At 66.8% G+C, this 21,170-nt stretch carries 14 protein-coding genes; 12 read left to right on the plus strand and 2 right to left on the minus strand.

Translation table 11 applies throughout. The features are described from left to right. Positions 1 to 5 precede the first annotated feature (5 nt). The 3 genes from tldD to ISF28_RS19555 all read left to right on the plus strand — a co-directional run bounded on the left by tldD (position 6) and on the right by ISF28_RS19555 (position 2,606). Positions 6 to 1,466: a metalloprotease TldD gene (gene tldD / locus ISF28_RS19545; RefSeq protein WP_198118854.1), complete on the plus strand. Its 1,461-nt coding sequence runs from the start codon at positions 6 to 8 to the stop codon at positions 1,464 to 1,466. 15 nt (positions 1,467 to 1,481) lie between these two features. Then, positions 1,482 to 2,303 carry a hypothetical protein gene (locus tag ISF28_RS19550; RefSeq protein ID WP_198118855.1) on the plus strand — a complete coding sequence of 274 codons (822 nt, stop codon included), beginning with the start codon at positions 1,482 to 1,484 and terminating at the stop codon, positions 2,301 to 2,303. Positions 2,304 to 2,390: 87 nt separating this feature from the next. Then, entirely contained in the window at positions 2,391 to 2,606 is a 216-nt protein-coding gene (locus tag ISF28_RS19555; RefSeq protein WP_198118856.1) for a hypothetical protein, read from the plus strand. A 17-nt stretch (positions 2,607 to 2,623) separates the two neighbouring features. On the opposite strand, the gene ISF28_RS19560 is transcribed toward ISF28_RS19555, so the two are convergent. Continuing rightward, positions 2,624 to 5,488: a TonB-dependent receptor gene (locus tag ISF28_RS19560; protein WP_198118857.1), complete on the minus strand. Its 2,865-nt coding sequence runs from the start codon at positions 5,486 to 5,488 to the stop codon at positions 2,624 to 2,626. A 440-nt stretch (positions 5,489 to 5,928) separates the two neighbouring features. On the opposite strand from ISF28_RS19560, the gene aroG reads away from it, so the two are divergent. Continuing rightward, entirely contained in the window at positions 5,929 to 6,990 is a 1,062-nt protein-coding gene (gene aroG, locus ISF28_RS19565; RefSeq protein WP_198118858.1) for a 3-deoxy-7-phosphoheptulonate synthase AroG, read from the plus strand. Between the two features lie 89 nt (positions 6,991 to 7,079). After that, complete coding sequence (locus tag ISF28_RS19570; protein ID WP_198118859.1) at positions 7,080 to 8,366, plus strand: aspartyl/asparaginyl beta-hydroxylase domain-containing protein; 1,287 nt, start codon at positions 7,080 to 7,082, stop codon at positions 8,364 to 8,366. Between the two features lie 113 nt (positions 8,367 to 8,479). Here ISF28_RS19570 and ISF28_RS19575 read toward each other — a convergent pair whose 3' ends face one another. Further along, positions 8,480 to 11,377, minus strand: coding sequence for a TonB-dependent receptor domain-containing protein (locus ISF28_RS19575; RefSeq protein WP_229519217.1), 2,898 nt, complete (start codon positions 11,375 to 11,377; stop codon positions 8,480 to 8,482). Between the two features lie 492 nt (positions 11,378 to 11,869). Here ISF28_RS19575 and ISF28_RS19580 point away from each other — a divergent pair, with 492 nt between their 5' ends. The 7 genes from ISF28_RS19580 (at position 11,870) to rluB (ending at position 21,160) form a co-directional block, all read left to right on the plus strand. Beyond that, positions 11,870 to 12,808 carry an ABC transporter permease gene (locus ISF28_RS19580; protein WP_198118860.1) on the plus strand — a complete coding sequence of 313 codons (939 nt, stop codon included), beginning with the start codon at positions 11,870 to 11,872 and terminating at the stop codon, positions 12,806 to 12,808. Continuing rightward, on the plus strand, positions 12,805 to 13,830 hold the full coding sequence (locus ISF28_RS19585; RefSeq protein WP_198118861.1) for an ABC transporter permease: 1,026 nt from the start codon (positions 12,805 to 12,807) through the stop codon (positions 13,828 to 13,830). Before ISF28_RS19580 ends, ISF28_RS19585 begins: the two co-directional genes overlap by 4 nt. Continuing rightward, the gene (locus tag ISF28_RS19590; RefSeq protein WP_198118862.1) at positions 13,827 to 15,509 is read left to right on the plus strand and encodes an ABC transporter ATP-binding protein; all 1,683 of its coding nucleotides are present in this window, start codon (positions 13,827 to 13,829) and stop codon (positions 15,507 to 15,509) included. Before ISF28_RS19585 ends, ISF28_RS19590 begins: the two co-directional genes overlap by 4 nt. Positions 15,510 to 15,796: 287 nt before the next feature. Then, positions 15,797 to 16,750 (plus strand): DedA family protein/thiosulfate sulfurtransferase GlpE, encoded by a 954-nt coding sequence (locus ISF28_RS19595; protein ID WP_198118863.1) that lies wholly within the window; start codon positions 15,797 to 15,799, stop codon positions 16,748 to 16,750. 221 nt (positions 16,751 to 16,971) lie between these two features. Then, complete coding sequence (locus ISF28_RS19600; protein ID WP_198118864.1) at positions 16,972 to 18,024, plus strand: glucokinase; 1,053 nt, start codon at positions 16,972 to 16,974, stop codon at positions 18,022 to 18,024. 403 nt (positions 18,025 to 18,427) lie between these two features. After that, entirely contained in the window at positions 18,428 to 19,084 is a 657-nt protein-coding gene (gene scpB / locus ISF28_RS19605; RefSeq protein ID WP_198118865.1) for an SMC-Scp complex subunit ScpB, read from the plus strand. Positions 19,085 to 19,120: 36 nt separating this feature from the next. After that, positions 19,121 to 21,160: a 23S rRNA pseudouridine(2605) synthase RluB gene (gene rluB, locus ISF28_RS19610; RefSeq protein WP_198118996.1), complete on the plus strand. Its 2,040-nt coding sequence runs from the start codon at positions 19,121 to 19,123 to the stop codon at positions 21,158 to 21,160. The last annotated feature ends 10 nt before the right edge of the window (positions 21,161 to 21,170 follow it).

Raw genomic sequence — 21,170 nt, forward strand, 5'->3', positions numbered from 1 at the left:
ACGCAATGACTCCATTCGAACCGAATCTCTCCACCCTCGCCGTCGCGCGCGACGTCCTGTTGACGCCGTTCGGACTCGACGAAGGCAAGCTGATCACGACGCTGGGCACCATGTTCACGCACAAGGTCGACTACGCCGACCTGTACTTCCAGTTCACCAAGAGCGAAGGCTGGAGCCTGGAAGAGGGCATCGTCAAGAGCGGCAGCTTCTCGATCGACCAGGGCGTCGGCGTGCGCGCCGTGTCGGGCGACAAGACCGCCTTTGCGTACTCCGACGAAATTTCCCAGGCAGCCCTGCTGGACGCCGCCGCGGCCACGCGCACGATCGCGCGCGCGGGCACCGGCCGCGTGAAAGTCGCCGCCGGCGTCCAGCCGAGCGGCGGCCGCGCGCTGTACCTGCCGCACGATCCGCTGGCCTCGCTCGACGCCACCGCGAAGGTCGCCTTGCTCGAGCGCATCGAAAAGATCGCCCGCGCCAAGGACCCGCGCGTCGTGCAGGTGATGGCCGGCCTGGCCGGCGAGTACGACGTCGTGCTCGTCGTGCGCAGCGACGGCGTGCTGGCGGCCGACATCCGTCCGCTCGTGCGCGTGTCCGTCACCGTCATCGCCGAGCAGAACGGCCGGCGCGAGATGGGCTCGTCGGGCGGCGGCGGCCGTTACGACTACGGTTATTTCAGCGACGAGTTGCTGGAAAAATACGCGAGCGAAGCCGTGCAGGCCGCGCTCGTGAACCTGGAAGCGCGCCCGGCCCCGGCCGGTCCGATGACCATCGTGCTCGGCCCGGGCTGGCCCGGCGTGCTGCTGCACGAAGCGGTCGGCCACGGCCTAGAAGGCGACTTCAACCGCAAGGGCTCGTCCGCGTATGCCGGCATGATCGGCCAGCGCGTCGCGGCCAAGGGCGTGACCGTCGTCGACGACGGCACCCTGCAGGACCGCCGCGGTTCGCTGAACATGGACGACGAGGGCAACCCGACCCAGTGCACGACCTTGATCGAGGACGGCATCCTGAAGGGCTATATCCAGGACACGATGAACGCGCGCCTGATGAAGATGCCCGTCACGGGCAACGCGCGCCGCGAATCGTTCGCCCACCTGCCGATGCCGCGCATGACGAACACGTACATGCTGGCCGGCGACAAGGACCCGGCCGAGATCCTGGCCTCGGTCAAGAACGGCCTGTACGCGGTGAACTTCGGCGGCGGCCAGGTCGACATCACCAACGGCAAGTTCGTGTTCTCGGCCAGCGAAGCCTATATGATCGAAGACGGCAAGGTCACGTATCCGGTGAAGGGCGCGACCCTGATCGGCAACGGTCCGGACACGATGAACCGCATCTCGATGATCGGCAACGACATGCGCCTGGACTCGGGCGTGGGCGTGTGCGGCAAGGAAGGGCAGAGCGTGCCGGTGGGCGTCGGCCAGCCGACCTTGCGCATCGACGGTGTGACCGTCGGCGGCACGGCCTGACGGCCACCCGCAGCGATGGCCTGTGCCTTCGCCGCCACGACGCCCGCCCCGCGCGGGCGTTTGTTCATCTGCGCCGCTGCCGCGCTGCTGGCGCTGTCGCCCGCCGTGCCGACAAGGGCCTGGTGCCAGGCGCAGGGCGCGCGCGTCGACACCCGCTTCGGCCCGGTCGAGACGCAGGCCATTGCCGGCGACGGCACCGGTCCCGTCCGCACCGACATCCGTGTTCGCGGCGCGTCGCTCGGGCAGGTCGACGGCGATGCCGCCCTCGTCAAGCTGTCCGTGCACGACGCTGCCGACTATGTGCTCGTCGATGCCCAGCTTCCCGATCCGCAATGCCGCCACCGCTTCACCGTGCTGCAGGTCGGACCCGGAGACGACGCGACGATGTCGCAGCCGTTCGGCGATTGCCTGGTCGGGTTCGGCGCGCGCAGCGCGGGCGGCAAGCTGGTCGTCCAACTGGCGCAGGCGGGCGCGGCCCAGCCGCAAACAGACCCGGTCGTGCACGAGTTCGTGTGGATGCAGGACCGCATGAAGGAACTCACCAACGTCCTCACCCGTTGCGAGGCGGCGCAGACGACTGCCGTGTCCCGCTGGACACCGGTCGAGCCCGCCCAGGCGGCACGCGTCGTCACCGGCACCGGCCGCGCCTGGTTCCACACGGCGCCGCTGGACGAGTGCAAGCTCCCGTCGCTGTTCGTGATTCCGGGCGACGTGCTGACCGTGAGCCACGTCTACGGCGATTATGCCGACGTCACGTACCGCAACCCGCGCACGGGACGCGAGGCCGGCGGCTGGCTGCGGCTCGACCGCCTCGCAACCGGCACGCCCAAGCCCTGAGCCGGCCGCACGCCGACGCGGACGCCACCGAAGTCCACCCTGTGCCACACTGTCCTTGACCGGATCCACCCAGCGGAGGAGCAGACCATGGCCAACGATCAAGCACGACCGACGCCCGCACAGCCCCAGCAACCCGGCGCGCAGCCAGCCCAGCCGGTGCCGCCGCCGCCCGCGCAGGCGCAGCACGGCGCGAAGCCGCCGGAAGATTTCGACGGTCTCGAGGGCAAGAAACCGGACGAACTGACGCCGGAAGAATTGCGCCTCATGGCCGATACCATGCCCGGCGAAGGCCCCGGCGACTGATCGCGCCGGGCCGGCCGTCAGAACGAATAGCGCGCCCCCAACGTGAAATAGCGCCCGCGCGCGCCCTCGTAGTCGAGCGGGTTGTAGGCCTGCGCGCCATAGGTCAGCGGGTCGAGCGGCGCGACCTTGTCGAACAGGTTCTGGATCGAACCGAACAGTTCCCAGCGCTGCTGCGGTTTCCAGCGCACGACCAGGTCGACCGTCGTGAACGATGCCAGTTCGCAGCCGCTCGGGGCGTCGGCGCCATTGGCGAAGGTGACGGCGCAGCCGCTCGGATCGCCGCGGAAGAAACGGTTCTCCAGCACGCCGCGGTAGTTCACGTTGGCCGATACGCGCAGGTTGTCGCGGTCCCAGCCGAACCGCATGTTGACGCGGTCGGACGGCGTGCCCGCGCAGTTGGTGACGTCGCAGTTGCCGTGCGTGCCCGCGAATTCGCGCGAGGTGCCGTCCTGTTCCGTGCGCAGCCATTCGAAGATGTGCGTGTACTTGACGTCGAAGGTGGCATTGCCCCACGCGTTCGGGAGGCGGTGGTTGTAGCGGGCGTCGACGTCGAGCCCGCGCACCTTGCTCTGCGCGGAGTTGACGTAGCGCGTGAGCACGGCCGTGATCTGGCCCGGGTCGCCCGGGATGGCGCTCACGCTGCCGGGATCGCGCACGACGTGGCCGGCGGCGATGGCGGCGTCCACCTGCTCCTGGTTGATCTCGTCCATGCGCTTGATCTTCCAGTAGTCGACCGAGATGCTCGTGCGGGGCAGCGGGTCCCAGATGATGCCCAGCGTGTAGCTCTTCGAGTGTTCCGGCGACAGATTCGGGTTCGGCGACGTGATCAGGGCGATCGACGCCGGGTTGCAGCTGCTCGTCACGCCCAGCGCGCAGCGGACCGGGTCGGCCGCCGTCGAGTAGGCGGCCAGGCCGCCGACGCCGTTCTCGGCCGGGCTCGGCGCACGGAAGCCGCGCGCGAACGTGCCGCGCAGGGCGAAGGCGGGCACCGGCGTCCACTTGAGTCCGAACTTCGGCGTATAGGCGCTGCCGACGTCCGTGAAGTGGTCGTAGCGCAGCGCGGCCGACGCCTCGACGTTGAAGGGCAGCGGCGCCAATCCCTCGCCGTACAGGGCGAACACGTTGCGGGCGCCGGAATAGGCCGAATAGCCCAGGCCGATGATGTTGCCGCGCTCCGTGCCCGTGGTGGGCCGCAGTTCCGTCATCTCGTGGCGGAATTCGGTGCCGACGGCCAGCCCCAGGTTGCCGGCCAGGTAGGGAATGCCGCTGTATTCGCGCGTGGCCTTGAAGTCGATCTGGCCGACCTTGGTATTGGCCGCGTTGACGATGGTGGGCGACAGGGCGGCGTACAGCGCCGGCGAATTCAGGCCCGCGTTTTCGGCGATGCGCCAGACGGTGCCCGGCGGCAGCGCCGCATAGGCCGGGCTGTGCAGCGTTGCCGCCGTTATGTTGGCGATGGACGGGTCGAGCAGGGCGAAGGCGACGTCGCGCTGCAGGTAGCCGTTCTGCGTGTTGTTGACGTGGTTGTGCGAGAACAGCAGGGACGAGTCCCAGTCCCAGCCGAAATGCGTGCCCTTGGCGCCGCCGAGCCAGCGGAGGAAGTTGGAACCGATGTTCGACCGGCGCGGGCCGACGTCCGCCGCCAGGTAGCGGATGCGCGCGGCCGTGCCGAAGTATGGGTTGTCCGGGTGGGTGGCGCCGAGCTGGACGACGGCATTGTTGACGGGACCGCCCGGGAAGCCGACGGAGGCGCTGACCGAGGACGGCGTCGTTGAGGAATCCGTCTCGCTCGTGTACCAGTTGAACTCGCTGTACAGCTGGGTGGCCGGGGCCAGTTGATAGGTGCCGCGCAGGAAGAAGCTGAGGTTTTCCTGCTTCGGCTCGATCTGGTTGTAGAGCTGCGACGCGTCGATCACGCAACCGCCGCCGGGGTCGCCCTGCGGGTGGTTGGTGAAGTTGGAACAGGCCGCGCCGGGGAAGGTGCGCGTGAAACCTGGGCCGGCCAGGTTGCCCCGGTTGTAGTAGTTGGTGGGATCGGCGGGATTGCGCACGTTGCCGTTGATCGCGTTGCCGGCCGTGCCGGTGCCGGCCAGGATGGCGCCCGTGCCGCCCAGCGCCTGGTCGGCCGAATAGCCCCAGGGGCGCAGGTCGTTGCGGCCGATCCAGTCGCGGTCGGCGCGGTCGCGGTACCAGATCTCGTCGAATTTCTTGTACTCGATGCTGAACAGGACGTTGTAGCGGTCGGCGTCGAGGCTGCCGACGCCCTTGGTGAAGGCGACATTGGTGCGCTTGCCGTCCCAATCGCCGCTGAAGCCGCGCGAGAAACGCACCGTGTTGCCCTGGAAGTCGCGGCGCAGGATGATGTTGACGACGCCGGCGATGGCGTCCGAACCGTAGATGGCGGAGGCGCCGTCCTTCAGCACCTCGACGCGCTCGACGGCGTCGGTCGGGATCACGTTCAGGTCCGCGAACTGCTTCTGTCCGTCGTCCGCGAGGCCGTACGGCGCCATGCGGCGCCCGTTCAGCAGCACGAGCGTGGACGCCGCGCCCAGGCCGCGCAGCGAGATGCCGGAGGCGCCCGCGGCGAAGCCGTTGCCGAACGTGGTGGGCACGGAACCCTGGTTGTCGACGGCCAGGGTCTGCAGCAGTTCGGCCACGGTGGCCTTGCCGGAACGTTCGATGTCGGCGCGGTTGACGGTGATGACGGAGGACGCCGTCTCGGCCTCGGAGCGGCGGATGTTCGAGCCGGTGATCTCCACGCGCGGGACGGGCTTGGGCGCGGCTTCCTGGGCCAGCGCCGGCAGTGCCAGGATGGCCAGGCCGATGGCGCCCCCGCCCGCGAACAGGCGCCGGATCGTTCGGGATATTGTTGTTTCAGTCATGTCCAGACTCCATGTACGATGAGGGATGGTCGACCCGGTGTGCATGCGGCCGGGGCTCGTTGCGACTTTTGCATCTCTCACGGAGGGGCAACTGACATCTCTCAAGCGTGTCCGGCACAGCGGCACGGCATGTCTGGTTCACGCAACCGATCGCCTGTATAGGCAACCGTAACCGACAGATCACAGCGCAAATAAAGTCTTGCCAATAGCGACGCAATGTTGTTATAGTCAACCGACTACTTTGGGAAACCTCCATGCGCCACGCCGTTTTCTTTACCTTTCACTTTTGGTTTAGCCATTCCAGCCCAACGGCGGTGGAGTAGCGGCAGGTTCACGCAGTAACAGAACAGAGTCCGACACAGAATCCAAAAAGACCGCCGAGCTGGCGGTCTTTTTTTTTACGCCCCAGAATTTAACCAGATCAAGAACGGAGAACAGCAATGCCTCGCACCGACGACTTACGCATCCGCGAAATGAAGGAATTGACGCCGCCCTCGCACCTGATCCGCGAATTCCCGGTGACCGCGCAGGCGGAACAGACGGCGTCGCAGGCGCGCCTGGCGCTGCATCGCATCCTGCACGGCCAGGACGACCGCGTGATGGTCGTGATCGGCCCGTGCTCGATCCACGATCCCAAGGCCGCGATGGAATACGCGCGCCGCCTCGTCGAGCAGCGCGAGCGCTTCAAGGGCGAACTGGAAGTGGTCATGCGCGTCTACTTCGAGAAGCCGCGCACGACGGTCGGCTGGAAGGGCCTGATCAACGACCCGTACATGGACAACAGCTTCCGCATCAACGACGGCCTGCGCATGGCGCGCGAGCTGCTGCGCGACATCAACGAGCTGGGCCTGCCAGCCGGCACCGAATTCCTCGACGTGATCAGCCCGCAGTACATCGCCGACCTGATCAGCTGGGGCGCGATCGGCGCGCGCACGACGGAGTCGCAGGTGCACCGCGAGCTGGCGTCCGGCCTGTCGTGCCCCGTCGGCTTCAAGAACGGCACGGACGGCAATATCAAGATCGCGGCGGATGCGATCAAGGCGGCGTCGCAGCCGCACCACTTCCTGTCCGTGACGAAGGGGGGCCACTCGGCGATCGTGTCGACCGCGGGCAACGAGGACTGCCACATCATCCTGCGCGGCGGCAAGGCGCCGAACTATGACGCGGCCAGCGTCGAGGACGCCTGCAAGCAGCTCGCCGCCAACGGCCTCGCGAGCCGCCTGATGATCGACGCGTCGCACGCCAACAGCAGCAAGAACCCGCAGAACCAGGTGCCCGTGTGCGCCGACATCGGCGCCCAGATCGCGGCGGGCGATACGCGCATCGTCGGCGTGATGGTCGAGTCGCACCTCGTCGGCGGCCGCCAGGACCTGGTGCCGGGCAAGGAGCTGACGTACGGCCAGTCCGTCACGGACGGCTGCATCGACTGGGAAACGAGCGTGGCCGTGCTGGAAAACCTCGCCGCCAGCGTGCGTGCGCGTCGCCTGCGCGACGACGCTTGAACGCCGGCAAAATAAGTGCTTGCCAACAGGAAGTTGCCACCCCAGAATCGTATGTCCGGCACATCCCGGTACCTACATGAAGGAGTGGCATGGCTTCCGTCGACGGTGAAATCGTAGCCTGGGAACGCGCGGCCCAGGCGGCGCTGAAGGGCGCCAATCCACGCCTGGCGGCGCAGCTGTGGCAGCGCATCCTGGGACAGGTGCCGGCGCATGGCGCCGCGCTGCTCGGCATGGCGCAGTTGTACTACCGCGCGGGCAATCTGCCCGAGGCGCGCGCGCTGCTCGAGCGCCTCGTCGCAAACGACGGCCGCGACAAGCAGCAGTGGATCAACCTGGCCGTCGTTTGCATGGCCCAGCGCGACGAAGCGCGCGAGGAAGAGGCGATCCGGCGCGCGCTCGTGCTGGAGCCGACCGACCTCGTCGCCCTGATCCTGCGCGCCGCCTTGCTCACGCGCCAGGGCAAGCGCCACGCGGCCGCGCGCGCGCACGGTGCCGTCGCCGCCGTGGCGCCGCCGCTCGCGCAACTGGCGCCCGAGCTGCGCCCGGCCGTGCAGGAAGCGCTGGCCTATCGCGAACAATACGACACCGATTTCGGCCGCTTCCTCGACGACTACATGGCGCCGCTGCTGGGTGAGCTGCGCGGGGAGCGCGTGCAGCGGTTCACGGAATCGCTGGCCATCATGCTGGGCCGCAAGCGCCGCTACGAGCCGCAGCCCGCGCTGTTCCACTTCCAGGGCCTCGCGCCCATCACGTTTTTCGAACGCGCCGATTTCCCCTGGCTCGACGCCTTCGAGCGGGAGACGGATGCGATCCGCGCCGAATTCCTCGCCGCGCAGGCCGGCGCCGAAGGTTTTACCCCGTACATGCAGTACGGCGAGGACCAGCCGCTGCGCCAGTGGGCCGAGCTGAACAACTCGCTGCGCTGGAGCGCGTTCCACCTCGTCGAGGGCGGCAAGGTCAACGACGCGAACGCGCAGCGCTGCCCGCGCACGATGGCGCTGCTGGCCGGCGCGCCGCAGCCGGACCAGCCGGGCCGCACGCCCGTCGCGATGTTTTCCGTGCTCAAGCCGAAGACGCGCATCCCGCCGCACTGCGGCGTCAGCAACGTGCGCCTCGTGACGCACGTGCCGCTCGTCGTGCCGCCAGGGTGCGGTTTCCGCGTCGGCAACGACGTGCGCGCGTGGGAAGAGGGCAAGGCCTGGGTGTTCGACGACACCATCGAGCACGAGGCGTGGAACGACAGCGAGGCGCCGCGCGCGATCCTGATGTTCGACATCTGGCATCCGCACCTGACCGGCCCGGAGCGCGCGCTCGTGTCGGCGATGAGCGCCGGCATGAACGCGTTTTCGCAGGACGAAGGGAGCTTCGGACTGTAGGGTGGGCGGCCCTCCGCCCACGCGTGACGTTCGCGCCGTGTTGGCGTCCCAAATGAAAACCGCCGCCGGCTTCGCAGCCGGCGGCGGTTTTTTTACGGCTTCGGATCAGGCGATCAGAAGCGGTAGGTCAGGTTGGCGTAGATGAAGCGGCCGTACGAATCGTACACCTGCGGGAACGTGTTGCCGTTGCCGTAGGTGCCCGTCACCGAGCTCGACGAAGCGATCGGCGGATCCTTGTCCAGCAGGTTGTTGACGCCCAGGCTCAGGGCCAGCTTGCGGTTGAAGCGGTACACGCCGTTCAGGTCGAAGTAGCTGCGCGAAGCCAGGTACGCGTCGCGTTGCGTGTCCAGGTCGCCTTTCAGCTGCGGGTTCGAATCGAGCATGTCGTTCTTCAGGCGGTCGATGTAGCGCCAGGTGAGCGACATGTCGAAGTTGTACGGGCTCGACCAGGTCGTGCGCAGCTTGTGACGCCATTTCGGCGTCGGCGTGCCGCAGGTCGCGCCGTACAGGCCGGTGCAATCGTAGCTGCCCGTGCCCGGCAGGTTCTCCACGGTGTAGCTGTGCACATAGGTGCCGTTCAGCGTGAAGTCCAGGTTGCCGTAACCTTTCGGCAGGCGGGTGCGGTAGCTGGCGCCCACGTCCAGGCCTGAGGTGCCCTGCGAACCGATGTTCGTGGTGCCGGCTTCGACGTAGCCGGTCGGCAGCAGCCACAGCGAGCCCAGCGAGTCGCGGTGGATCATGTTGCAGTACAGCGGATTGCCGGACGCCAGGCACTGCGAGAACACGCTCTGGGCGTTGACGGCCTGGATCGCGTCCTTGATCTTCAGCTTGAACGCATCCAGCGTGATGGTCAGGTTCTTGATCGGATCGATCACGAGACCGACCGTGTACGTGTTGGCGGTTTCCGGCTTGACGTTCGGGTTGCCGCCGGTACGGCCGTTGTACTGGTTGGTCGAGTTCTCGGTCACCTGGCCGTACAGCGAAGCGGGCAGGCCCGTGTTGGCGCACTGGGCTTGCGTCGCCTTCGGATGCTCGCCGCCGCACGGGTCGTCGGTCGGACCGGCCAGCACCACGGCTTGCGGCGTGTACAGTTCATAGACGTTCGGTGCACGGACGGCACGCTGGGCCGAACCGCGCACGCGCAGCTGGTCGATCGGCTGCCAGTCGAGGCCCAGACCGAAGGTGTTGGTCTTGGCATCGGTGCTGTAGTTCGAACGGCGGTACGAACCCGAGAAGTCCATGTGCTTCGCGAACGGCTTGTTGTCCAGCAGCGGCAGCTTGAATTCGCCGTACGCTTCCTTCACGTTGTACGAACCCGCGACGGCCGGGGAGGCGCCGCCGGCACCGGACAGGTCGCCCGTCACGTTTTCGTAGTCGGGCTCGAACGACAGCTTCTCGACGCGCTGCTCGTAGCCGAACGACACGCCGGCACCGCTGTCGGCGGTCGGCAGCTTGATGCCGTAGCGGGTCAGGTCGGTGCCGAAGTTCATGCCGAACACGGATTGCTGCGTGAAGCCGCCGTTCGAGCCGGTGGCGTTCAGGTAGTCGAGCGCGGCCTGGGTGACGCCGCCCTGCTTGTACAGGTTGTACGGCACGCACGCCGTGTCCGAACCGTTGACGACGGAGCGGCACACGGCCTTGCCCGTGGTCGGATCGGCGACGACGTCCAGCGCGTTGGCGATCAGGCGGGTCGAGAAATAGCCGGTCGAGCGGTCGCTGTGGTTGACGCGCGCGAACTGGCCGAACACGTCATAGGACCAGTCGCCGATCATGCCCTTCACGCCCAGCACTTCGCGGAACGACGAGTCGGTGATGCTGTTCGAGCGCGGGCCGCCTTCGACGTTGCGCTTGCCGACGGAGACGGTGGTCGTGTCGCCCGGGTTGTTCAGGCCCAGCGCGGTACGCCAGGCAGAGTTCAGCAGCGGGTTCTCGTAGGCGATCGTCGCCTGCTGGCCGTAGAAGATGCCGCCCGGCGCGATCTGGGCGTCGGTCGTGTAGTTGTGGAAGCTGAATTCGCTGTAGATGCGCGCATTCTCGTTGACGTCGTAGTGCAGCATCGAGTTGATGTTGTACTCGTCCGACGGGCGCTGGAAGAAGTTCAGGGGGCCGAAGTTGTAGGCATCGGTGGCCGACACGTATTTGCGCGGATTGCCGTTCGCATCCGGCGTGTACTTGCCGACGCGCGGGATCGACGTACCCGAGCCCGAGCAGGCCATGCCCGGATCGGACGCGCCCAGCGAGCAGGCCGAGTAGTCGCGCTCCGATTGCAGCAGGGCGTCGGCGTGGTGGTGCGACACGAAGAATGTGGCGTTACCCTTGTTGTCCGCGAAGTTCGAGCCCATCAGGATGCTGAAGTCGTACTTCTTCGAGTCGAACGCGTGGTTGCCCGGCAGCGGGAAACCCTTCTCCTTGACGATGGACTGGATCTCGTCGTTGTGCTGGTGGTGGTTGGCGCCGGAGATGTTGGCTTCCAGTTCCACGCCTTCGTAGTTGTCCTTCAGGATGAAGTTGACGACGCCCGACACGGCGCCCGAGCCGTACACGGCGCCGGCGCCGCCGGTCAGCACGTCGACGCGTCGGATCAGTTCACTCGGGATCTGGTTCAGGTCGGCTGCGACGCTGAGCACGCTGCCGGAGGGCAGGCGCTTGCCGTTGACGAGCACCAGGGTACGCTGGGCGCCCATGCCGCGCAGGTCGACGGTCGCCGTGCCGCTGGCGCCGTTCGAGATGGCGGCACCCTGGGACGCGAACACCTGGGGCAGGTTGTTCAGCAGGTCTTCGGTATTGCGCACGCCATCGATCTTGATGTCCTTCGCGCTCAGGGTGGTGATGGGGCTGGAGCCCTCCGTGTTCAGCGACGGGATGCGCGAACCCGTCACTTCCACGCGCTGCATCGGCGCGGGTGCCGCGGCCGCGTTGCCGTCCTGTGCGTGAACGACGGACGCGCCGAGGGCCATGCCGCCGGCGAACATCAGGCGCACCGATCGAGATAAAACTTTTTCCGACATCATTTGTCTTGAGTCCCTTCTGAGCTGGGCCGGTGCGGACTACGCGCCGGCTCGCAGATCCTTGTTATTGATCTAGCCCTTCCTTGTGGGAAGGAATTTTATTTGCTACAAGACAATGAAATCATTGCTAAAAGACAAAGTCAACGAGAAAACATGCATATATGCAGCAATGTTGTAAATATCAAATAAAATTTTTTGCTCAACAAAATTTAGTGGTTATCGTTTCGCAGGAAATGTTGTATTCAGTTTTTTATTTGGACTTTAGTTGATGCGTAATTACAACATTCTGCACCAACTTTGTGCAGCTACGCACCATAAAAACGCATGAATGTAAGTGCTTACTACAGGATCGGTCTTTCCTTAACGGCCTATCCGGAAAATCCGGCACCATCACACGTCGATTTGGTTATAGCCGTGCGACATTTTTTCTCGGCCGGGGCGACGCAATCTGGTCTATAGTTCCGAACGCGTTCGATGAATCACCCGGGAATCCCGATGTTTGCTTATATCCTGCGGCGCCTGTGGCAGATGCTGCCCACGATGGCCGGCGTCGTCGTGCTGGTGTTCGTGCTGTTCAACTGGGTCGGCGGCGACCCGTCCTATCTGTTGGCGGGCAAGATGGCCGACGCCCACGCCATCGCGAACATCCGCGCCCAGTTGGGACTCGACGCGCCCTGGTACGTCCAGCTCGGCATCTTCGTGAAGCAGATCCTGACGTTCGACTTCGGCAATGCCTGGGCGACCGGCGAGCCCGTGTCGCACATCATCAAGACGCGCCTGAGACCGTCGCTGACGGTGCTCGTGCCGCTGACGGTGCTGGAAACGTCCATCGGCATCGCGCTGGCCCTCGCCATCGCGTTCGTGCGCGGCTCGCTGACGGACCGGCTCGTGATGGTGGCGTGCACGGTGGGCATGTCGATCTCGATCCTTGTCTACATCATCGTGTTCCAGTACGGCCTTGCCTATAAACTGGGGCTGTTCCCCGTGCAGGGCTGGGGCGAGCACTTTACGGAAAACCTGTTGCGCTACGCTACCTTGCCGATCCTGATCGGCCTGGCCGTGTCGCTGGCGCCGACCCTGCGCCTGTTCCGCAGCTTCGTGCTGGACGAGGTCGGGCAGGATTACGTGCGCACCGCGCGCGCGAAAGGCCTGCCGGAGCGCCGCATCGTCTGGGTCCACGTGCTGCGCAACGCCGCCATCCCCATCATCACCTACGTCATGGCCAACCTGCCGGCCCTGTTGATCGGCGCGTTCCTGCTCGAGCGCTTCTTCGGCATCCCGGGCATCGGGCGCGAAGTGATCCTCGCCGTCGAGCGCAGCGACTTCCCCGTGATCAAGGCGATTACGGTCTACGTCGCCGCCGCCACGATGGTGTTCAACCTGCTGGCGGACCTGATGTACCAGGCCGTCGACCCGCGCGTGCAGCTCAAATGACGGGGCGCGAGTCGATGCGCCCGGCAACCTCTCCCGGTGCGTGGACCCTGGCGTGGCGCCGCCTGCGCGCGGACCGCGTGGCGATGGCGTCGCTGGCCGTCGTGTGCCTGTTCCTGCTGTCCGTGGTGCTGTCCGCGACGGGACTCGTCGCCGCCGATTGGGAAGACGAAGTCGCCGTCAACTACGCGCCGCCGACCTTCGTCGGTCCCGACCCGGCCTTGGCCGCGCTGGCGGCGCCGCAACGCCCCGTGCCGCCGAACGCCTTCGATCCGCTGGCGGACGACATCGCGGACCTGCGGGCGCAGCTGGCCCGACAACAGCACGCCGCGCATGCTGCCAAGCGCACGACCTTGCCGTTCGGCGCCGACAAATGGGGCCACGACATCATCAAGAAGACGATCAAGGGCGGGCAGACGTCGATCGTCGTGGGCCTCGTTGCCGCGTTCGTCGCCGTCGCGTTGGGCACGCTGTTCGGCGCCCTGTCCGGCTTCTACGGCGGGCTGGTCGACGACCTGTTCAACTGGTTCTACAGCGTGTTCACGTCGATTCCGGCGATCCTCATGATCCTCACCGTGGCCGCCGTGCTGCAGACGAGGGGCGTGCTGACGATCGTGCTGATCCTCGGCCTCACCGGCTGGACGGGGCCGTACCGCCTGATGCGCGCCGAGTACATCAAGCACAAGGCGCGCGAGTACGTGATGGCGGCCGACGCCATCGGCGCCTCGAGCTGGCGCAAGATGTTCGTGCATATCTTTCCGAACGTGTCGCACGTGGCGCTCGTGCAGATGTCGATCCTCGTCGTCGGCTTCATCAAGGCCGAAGTGATCCTGTCCTTTCTCGGCTTCGGCGTGCCGGTGGGCGTCGTCTCGTGGGGCAGCATGCTGAACGAGGCGCAGAATGAACTCATCCTCGGCAAGTGGTGGCAGCTGACGGCCGCCGCCACCGCCATGGCCCTGCTCGTGACGGCGTTCTCGCTGTTCGCCGACGCGCTGCGCGACGCGCTGGATCCGAAACTGAAATGAACGACGCGAATCTGCTCGAGGTGCGCGACCTGCGCGTGTCCTTCAAGACCGATAAAAAGAACACGTCCGAGGCCGTGAAGGGCATCTCGTTCGGCCTGCCGCCGGACGCCACGGTCGCCCTCGTCGGCGAATCGGGCAGCGGCAAGTCCGTCAGCTCGCTCGCCGTGATGGGGCTGCTGCCGGCGGAGACGGCGATCATCCATCCCGGTTCGTCGATCCGGTTCGAGGGCCGCGAGCTGCTCGACCTGCCGCTTGCCGAGCGGCGCCGCCTGTGCGGCAAGGACATCGCGATGATCTTCCAGGAGCCGATGTCGTCGCTGAACCCGGTGTTCACGGTGGGCTTCCAGATCGGCGAGGTGCTGCGCCTGCACCTCGGCATGGACAAGCGGCAGGCGCGGGCGCGCACGCTCGAACTGCTGGAGGAAGTGGGCATTCCCGATCCGGCGCGCAAGATTGACGCCTATCCGAGCCAGATGTCGGGCGGCCAGCAGCAGCGCGTGATGATCGCCATGGCCATCGCGTGCGAACCGAAGCTCCTGATCGCGGACGAGCCGACGACGGCGCTGGACGTGACGATCCAGAAGCAGATCATGGAACTGATCGCGGCCCTGCAGAAGCGGCGCCGCATGGCCGTGCTGTTCATCACGCACGACCTGGGCCTCGTGGGCGAGATCGCGGACCGCGTGATCGTCATGCGCCACGGCGAGGTGCGGGAGGAGGGCGCGGCCGCGCAGGTGCTGGGCGCGCCGCGCGACGCCTACACGCGCGCGCTGCTGCACTGCCGTCCGCCGCTGGATGCGCGGCCCGTGCGGCTGCCCGTGATCGACGATTACCTGAGCGGCCGCGCGCAGCCGGACGACGTGCTGCCGCAGCGCGCGCGCGGCTATGCGCCGGACGACGAGAACATCCTCGTCGTGCAAGGCCTCGCCAAGAGTTTTCACGTGCGCGAAGGCCTGTTCGGCAAGCGCGAATTCAAGGCCGTGAAGGACGTCTCGTTCACGCTCCCGCGCGGCAAGACGCTGGGCGTCGTGGGCGAATCGGGATCGGGCAAGACCACGGTCGGCCTCACCTTGCTGCGCCTGCACCGCGCGACGGGCGGCAGCGCCCTGTTCGACGGCCGCGACCTCGTGGCGATGAGCGACGCCGACTTCCAGCCGTACAAGCGGCGCATCCAGATCGTGTTCCAGAATCCGTACGCGTCGCTGAACCCGCGCTTCACCGTCGGCCAGATCCTGCTGGAGCCGATGCGCATCCACCGCATCGGCGCAAACGATGTGGAGCGCACGGAACATGCGCGCTACCTGCTGGCGCGGGTCGGTCTGCCGGAGCACGCGTTCGACCGCTACCCGCACGAATTCTCCGGCGGCCAGCGCCAGCGCATCGCCATCGCGCGCTGCCTGACGATGAAGCCGGAGATCCTCGTGTGCGACGAATCCGTGTCGGCGCTCGACGTGTCGGTGCAGGCCCAGGTGCTGAACCTGCTGCAGGACCTGCAGGACGAGTACAAGATGAGCTACATCTTCATCTCGCACGATCTGTCGGTCGTGAAATACATCTCCGACCGCGTGATGGTGATGCACCACGGCAGCGTCGTCGAACTGGCCGACGCGGACGAGCTCTATCGCAATCCACAGCATCCCTACACCCGCCAACTGCTGGCCGCGATCCCCCGCGCCTGAAAATTCAGGGTCAGAAAATTCGGGGTCAGAGCATTTTTCCGCCCAAATTCGGGGTCAGAGCACTTTTCGGAGCAATGGTTTTTAGAGAAGGTTGGTTGCATCGCTCGGACCAACGCCCAGCCGGCATTGCCATTTGCGAGCCCTTTTTTGGTTTCATGCAATTGTTCAAAAAAGTGCTCTGACCCCGAATTTGGAAATAAAAATGCTCTGACCCCGAGTTTTCTGACCCCGAATTTTGCGTTGCCGCTTTCGCCACGCCGGGGCCTGTTTTCCGCTACCATACGGGGATGACTCAGCTTTCGCACCTGATACACGTCTATGGCGTCCTGATCGTGTTCGGCACCGTCCTGCTCGAACAGATCGGGCTGCCGATTCCGGCGTTTCCGGTGCTGATCATCGCGGGCGCGCTGGCCGTCAACGGCGGTGCGAACTGGCCCCTGTACCTGGTCGTGTCCGTGGTGGCTTGCCTGATCAGCGACTACTTCTGGTTCCGCGCCGGCCGCTATTACGGCAAGCGCATCCTGCGGCTGTTGTGCAAGATTTCGCTGTCGCCCGATTCCTGCGTGAGCCAGACCGAAGACAATTTCAGCCGCTGGGGCGCGAAATCCCTCGTCGTCGCCAAGTTCATTCCGGGCTTTAACACGATCGCGCCGCCGTTGGCCGGCGCCATGGGCACGACGACGCCGCGCTTCGTCTGGCTGTCCATCGCCGGCGGCCTGCTGTGGAGCGGCGTCGGCATGGGCCTCGGCGCCTGGTTCCACGGCAGCGTGGACGACGTCATCGCCTGGTTCGAGACCCTCGGCAGCACCGCGCTGATGGTCGTCGGCGTCCTGCTCGCTTTGTTCGTGGCGTTCAAATACATCGAGCGCAAGCGCAATCTGGGCGCGACCGACTTGCCGCGCATCACGATGGACGAGCTCAAGGACTTGCTGGAAGCGGGGCACGACCCGCTGATCGTCGACGCCCGCGGCGTCACCGCGCGCCAGCTGGAAGAGGGCATTCCGGGCGCGCTGGTGTATGGCGACGCCGAACCGGAACGCCTGATGGCGGCGCTCGACAAGAACCGCCACATCGTCATCTACTGCTCCTGCCCGAACGACGTCACCGCGGCCCAGGTGGCCAAGACCTTCCTCGAGAACGGCTTCCACCGCGCCCGCCCGCTGCGCGGCGGCCTGGACGCCTGGAACGATTACTGCGCCGCCGGCCGCGCCGACGTCCGGCTCAAGCCGAAGATCGGCTGAGCGGTCCGGCCCGCTTCCCGTTTCCACTCCGCTTCGATCGCGCGGCGCCGGGACCGGTGTTTCCGCAGATTTCATCGTTGGTAGCTTGACTACTCAATAGCCGCACCAAGTTTTACGCCGATTCCCCAGGATATGGGGTTGGATGTACCTAAACTACAATAAATGCTTGCGCTGCAGCCAAGAAATCCTTAAAGTTGAGGAATCCGTTTCTTAGGCCTGCCATGATCGTTTCGCCCGTTGCCATCATCGATTCGTCCACCGAACCGCGCCTGGACAGCGCGCGCCACGCGAGCCCGCGCCTGTTGGCCGATATCGGCGGCACCAATGCGCGTTTTGCGCTGGAGACGGGGCCCGGCCGGATCGAGGCGATCGAAGTCCTGTCCTGCGCCGCCCACGCGACCCTCGCCGACGCCCTGCGCGCCTATCTGGCGCTGCCGGCCGTGGCGGTTGCCGGTGGCGTGCGCCATGCGGCGATCGCGATCGCGAATCCCATCGTCGGCGATTTCGTGCGCATGACCAATCACCACTGGGAATTCTCGATCGAGGCGCTGCGGCGCGAATGCGGGTTCGACGAACTGGCCGTCGTCAACGATTTCTACGCGCTGGCCATGGCGCTGCCGCACTTGAGCGATGCCGAAAAATGCCAGGTCGGCGCCGGTGCTCCGGTTGCCGGAACGCCGATCGCCCTCCTCGGCGCGGGCACGGGCCTGGGTGTGTCCGGCCTCGTGCCGGCCGAGAACCTCCCCGGCGGCGCAAAGCCGGTCTGGACCGCGCTGCGCAGCGAAGGCGGCCATGTGACGTTTTCTCCGGCCAACGAGACGGAAGTCGCGATCCTGCAATTCGCCTGGCGCGAATTCGAGCACGTGTCGGCCGAGCGCTTCCTGTCCGGATCCGGTCTGGAACTGATTTACCGCGCACTGGCGCACCACCGCGGCGTGGCCGCAGTGGCGCTGGACGCACCCGAGATCACGCGCCGCGGCCTGGCGGGCGGCTGCGCGCTGTGCGCCGAGGTCATCGACGTGTTCTGCGGCATGCTGGGCACCATCGCGGGCAATCTGGCGGTGACCCTGGGTGCCCAGGGCGGCGTCTACATCGGCGGCGGCATCGTCCCGCGCCTGGGCGAGCGCTTCGCGGCCTCGTGCTTCCGCGCCCGCTTCGAGCGGAAGGGCCGTTTCGTCGGCTACCTGACGCAGGTGCCGACGTATGTGATCACGGCCGAGTACCCCGCTTTCGTGGGGGTCTCCGCGATCCTGGCGGACCGTTTGAGCGTGTGATTCCCGTCACGGCGGCGTCGACTGAGCACGCCGTCCGCCGCGTTGCGCAGCGCGGCATGCCTTTTCGCGCTTTTATCGGGTACAATGAACGGCAGTTGGAAGAAACGATGTCGTTCGCTTAACCCGGCGCCAGGAGCCTCGCCTCCAGAGCCCAGTCTCCCGATGGTACCGGCAGCCCCGTTTCTCTTGAAAATCAACCGTTTGCGGCCCACTTGCCGGTGGACCGCCCCGTGGCAGGGCACAGCCCCCCGCGGTATCCCGCCCGGTATTCCAAGCCGGGTTACGGAACCCCGTTTCAAAGCGTGAAGTCTCAACCTGGCGGCCGTGCGGCCGGTCGCGTTGAACGGGTTATGTTTGATGGTTCTTAGCATCCAGAGTTGTACACTCCGCTGACGACATCGTGATGAACAATGATGAGGCCAAGAAGGTCCTCGAGACCGCCTTGCTGTGCGCGCGCGAGCCGATGACGATCCACGCCATGAAGAAGCTGTTCGTCGACGTGGGCAAGGACGGCGAGCCGCTCGGCGCCGGCGTCGGGTCGGATACGATCAAGATCCTGCTCGAGGAATTGCGCCAGGATTGGCAGGATCGCGGCATCGAGATCGTCAGCCTGGCGTCGGGCTGGCGCTTCCAGAGCCGCCCGGAAATGAAGCCTTACCTGGACCGGATCGCGCCGGAAAAACCGCCGAAATATTCGCGCGCGACGCTGGAAACGCTGGCGATCATCGCCTATCGCCAGCCGGTGACGCGCGGCGACATCGAGGAAATCCGCGGCGTGGCCGTGAATTCGCAGACGATCAAGATGCTGGAAGACCGCGGCTGGATCGACGTGGTCGGCCACCGCGAAGTGCCCGGGCGTCCTGCGCTGCTGGGAACGACGAAGCAGTTTCTCGACGACCTGGGACTGGCCGCGCTGTCCCAGCTGCCGCCGTTGCAGCAGGTGGCCGACATCGGCGCCGGGCGCAGCCTGGAAGCGCTCGAAGCGGCCCTGCAACAATTTGACGACACTTCACCCGTTGAAGTCCCGATACACGACCCCGCGCCCGCGTCCAACGATTGATCGTCGCGCAAGGTCAGAAAAACCAAGAAACGAATGATGAATCCAACTGACATGAACGAGACGACCCCTGCCGAGGCAGGTCTGGAGACGGCCGCCAAGCCCAAGCGTCGCACCAAGCCGAAGGCGGAGGCACAGCCCGCGCCCGAGGCCGCGCAGCCGGACACCGAGGCGAAACCGAAGCGCACGCGCAAGACCGCGGCCCAGAAGGCGGCCGAGGCGGTCGAGGCCGGCGCGCCCGCCACCGCCGCGCCCGCTGCCGAAAGCCCGGCCGCCGCGCCCGCGCCGCGCAAGCCGCGCACCCGCAAGCCCGCCGTCGCCGAAGCGGCACCGGCGGCGGCCGAACCGGCTCCGGCTGCTTCGGCTGCTCCCGCGCCTGCGCCCGTCGAGTCCGCGCCTGCCGCGGCCGCGCAGCCGGACGACGGCGCCGGCAACCAGCGCAAGCCGCGCGGCCCGCGCCAGATGCGCGAACAGCGCCAGCAGCGCGACGCCCGCCAGCCGGCCCGCACCGACGCCGAAGCCGCCGCCCCGGCGGCCGACGCAGCCGCAGCCGACGCCGCGCCGCCGGAAGGCGGCCGCAACGAGCAGCGCCGCGGCAAGCAGAAAAGGAAAGGCCAGCAGCGCGGCCAGCAGGCGCAGGGCCAGAACGGCCAGCAGCAAGGTGGCCAGCAGCAAGGTGGCCAGCCGCAGGGCGGCCAGCAGCAACAGGGCCAGAGGCAGCAGCCGGGCAAGAACAAGAACGCCAAGCACAATGCCAAGCCGGCCAAGGGCGGCAAGGGCAACGGCAACGATGCCGATGCCGTGTTCTCGTTCGTCACGTCGGACGCGTTCGACGCCAACGACGGCGGCCGCGGCCAGTCCCAGCCCGCCAAGGCGCGCCGCGACCTGACGGCCGAGGACGACGCGCCGAAGCTGCACAAGGTGCTGGCCGAAGCCGGCCTGGGATCGCGCCGCGACATGGAAGAATTGATCATCGCCGGCCGCGTGTCGGTGAACGGCGAGCCGGCCCACATCGGCCAGCGCATCCTGCCGACGGACGCCGTGCGCATCAACGGCAAGCTGCTGCAGCGGCGCGTGTCCAACAAGCCGCCGCGCGTGCTGGTGTACCACAAGCCGGCCGGCGAAATCGTCAGCGCGGACGATCCGGAAGGCCGTCCGTCCGTGTTCGACCGCCTGCCGACCATGAAGACCGGCAAGTGGCTGGCCGTGGGCCGCCTCGACTTCAACACCGAGGGCCTGCTGCTGTTCACGAATTCCGGCGACCTGGCGAACCGCCTCATGCACCCGCGCTACAACATCGACCGCGAATACGCCGTGCGCACGCTGGGCGAGCTGGAAGAGGGCATGCGCCAGAAGCTGCTGGCCGGCGTCGACCTCGACGACGGCAAGGCATCGTTCACGAAGATCGTGGACGGCGGCGGCGAAGGCGTCAACCGCTGGTATCGCGTCGTGATCGGCGAAGGCCGCAACCGCGAGGTGCGCCGCATGTTCGAGGCCGTCGGCCTGACCGTCTCGCGCCTGATCCGCACCCGCTACGGCGCCATGACCCTGCCGTCCGGCCTCAAGCGCGGACGCTGGGAAGAGCTGGAAGAAAACGACGTGCGCCACTTCCTCGACGCCTTCGGCATCGAAAAGAAGGGCGGCAACAGCAATGGCAACAGCAACGGCGCCGGCAAGGGCCAGGCCAAGGGCCAGGGCGGCAAGGATCGCGGCGGCAACAAGGCGGACGATCACCGCTCCAACGGCAACCGCATCGATCGCGCGGACGCCAACCGCAACGTCGATCCGTTCGGCCCGCCCGTGGTCCGCGTCGGCACCGGCCGCGAAGACCTCGGCATCCTGGGTGGACGTGCCGGCGCCGGCCAGGGCGGCCAGGGCGGGCGCGCGGGCGGCGGCGGTGGCCAGGCGCGCGGCAACCAGGCGCGCGGCGGCCAGGGTCGGGGCGGCAACAACAAGGGACCGCGCCAGCCGGACCCGTTGCAGACGACGTTCGGCTTCGGCGGCACCGGCCAGAGCCGCCGCAGCCAGGGCCCGCGCGTGGCCGACCACGGCATGCCGCGGCGCGGCCGCCGCGGTTGATCGAACGCCG

Source organism: Massilia rhizosphaerae (genome assembly GCF_016093545.1).
Classification (GTDB): domain Bacteria; phylum Pseudomonadota; class Gammaproteobacteria; order Burkholderiales; family Burkholderiaceae_D; genus Telluria; species Telluria rhizosphaerae.

Coding starts and splice junctions, on each gene's coding strand:
- tldD (WP_198118854.1), top strand. CDS start 6: ATGACTCCATTCGAACCGAATCTCTCCACCCTCGCCGTCGCGCGCGAC.
- ISF28_RS19550 (WP_198118855.1), top strand. CDS start 1,482: ATGGCCTGTGCCTTCGCCGCCACGACGCCCGCCCCGCGCGGGCGTTTG.
- ISF28_RS19555 (WP_198118856.1), top strand. CDS start 2,391: ATGGCCAACGATCAAGCACGACCGACGCCCGCACAGCCCCAGCAACCC.
- ISF28_RS19560 (WP_198118857.1), bottom strand. CDS start 5,488: ATGACTGAAACAACAATATCCCGAACGATCCGGCGCCTGTTCGCGGGC.
- aroG (WP_198118858.1), top strand. CDS start 5,929: ATGCCTCGCACCGACGACTTACGCATCCGCGAAATGAAGGAATTGACG.
- ISF28_RS19570 (WP_198118859.1), top strand. CDS start 7,080: ATGGCTTCCGTCGACGGTGAAATCGTAGCCTGGGAACGCGCGGCCCAG.
- ISF28_RS19575 (WP_229519217.1), bottom strand. CDS start 11,377: ATGATGTCGGAAAAAGTTTTATCTCGATCGGTGCGCCTGATGTTCGCC.
- ISF28_RS19580 (WP_198118860.1), top strand. CDS start 11,870: ATGTTTGCTTATATCCTGCGGCGCCTGTGGCAGATGCTGCCCACGATG.
- ISF28_RS19585 (WP_198118861.1), top strand. CDS start 12,805: ATGACGGGGCGCGAGTCGATGCGCCCGGCAACCTCTCCCGGTGCGTGG.
- ISF28_RS19590 (WP_198118862.1), top strand. CDS start 13,827: ATGAACGACGCGAATCTGCTCGAGGTGCGCGACCTGCGCGTGTCCTTC.
- ISF28_RS19595 (WP_198118863.1), top strand. CDS start 15,797: ATGACTCAGCTTTCGCACCTGATACACGTCTATGGCGTCCTGATCGTG.
- ISF28_RS19600 (WP_198118864.1), top strand. CDS start 16,972: ATGATCGTTTCGCCCGTTGCCATCATCGATTCGTCCACCGAACCGCGC.
- scpB (WP_198118865.1), top strand. CDS start 18,428: ATGAACAATGATGAGGCCAAGAAGGTCCTCGAGACCGCCTTGCTGTGC.
- rluB (WP_198118996.1), top strand. CDS start 19,121: ATGAATCCAACTGACATGAACGAGACGACCCCTGCCGAGGCAGGTCTG.